The following is a 702-nucleotide window of genomic DNA, read 5'->3' on the forward strand; positions in this document are numbered from 1 at the left end:
CAGACAGCCCAGTAATCGTTCAAGCTTCTGCAGGTGCCCGTAAATATGCAGGCGCGCCTTTCCTTCGTCATCTGATTCTTGCTGCGACAGAAGAGTTTCCGCACATTCCTGTTGTTATGCACCAAGACCATGGTACATCACCGGCAGTATGTCAGCGTTCGATCCAACTTGGGTTCTCATCAGTCATGATGGACGGTTCACTTGGTGAAGATGGTAAGACGCCAACAGACTATGAATACAACGTCGATGTAACCCGTCGCACAGTCGAAATGGCCCACGCTTGCGGTGTGTCTGTAGAGGGCGAGCTTGGTTGTTTAGGTTCTCTTGAAACGGGCCAAGCCGGTGAAGAAGATGGGATTGGAGCTGAAGGCACTTTGACGCACGATCAGATGTTGACCGACCCGGAAGAAGCAGCTGACTTCGTAAAACAAACTCAAGTAGATGCACTGGCGATTGCATGTGGCACAAGCCATGGGGCTTACAAATTTACTCGCCCACCAACTGGCGATATTCTTGCGATTGACCGCATCAAAGCGATCCATGAACGCATTCCAGATACCCACCTTGTTATGCACGGTTCATCATCTGTACCGCAAGAGTGGCTTGCAGTGATCAACGAGTACGGTGGCGAAATCCCTGAAACGTACGGCGTTCCAGTAGAGCAAATTGTTGAAGGTATCAAATACGGTGTTCGTAAGGTAA

At 50.0% G+C, this 702-nt stretch carries 1 protein-coding gene; it reads left to right on the plus strand.

The features are described from left to right. Positions 1-702 (plus strand): class II fructose-bisphosphate aldolase (locus A3739_RS26260; RefSeq protein WP_068503341.1); only part of this gene is annotated, 702 nt, incomplete at both ends.

The organism is Oleiphilus sp. HI0067, assembly GCF_001635735.1.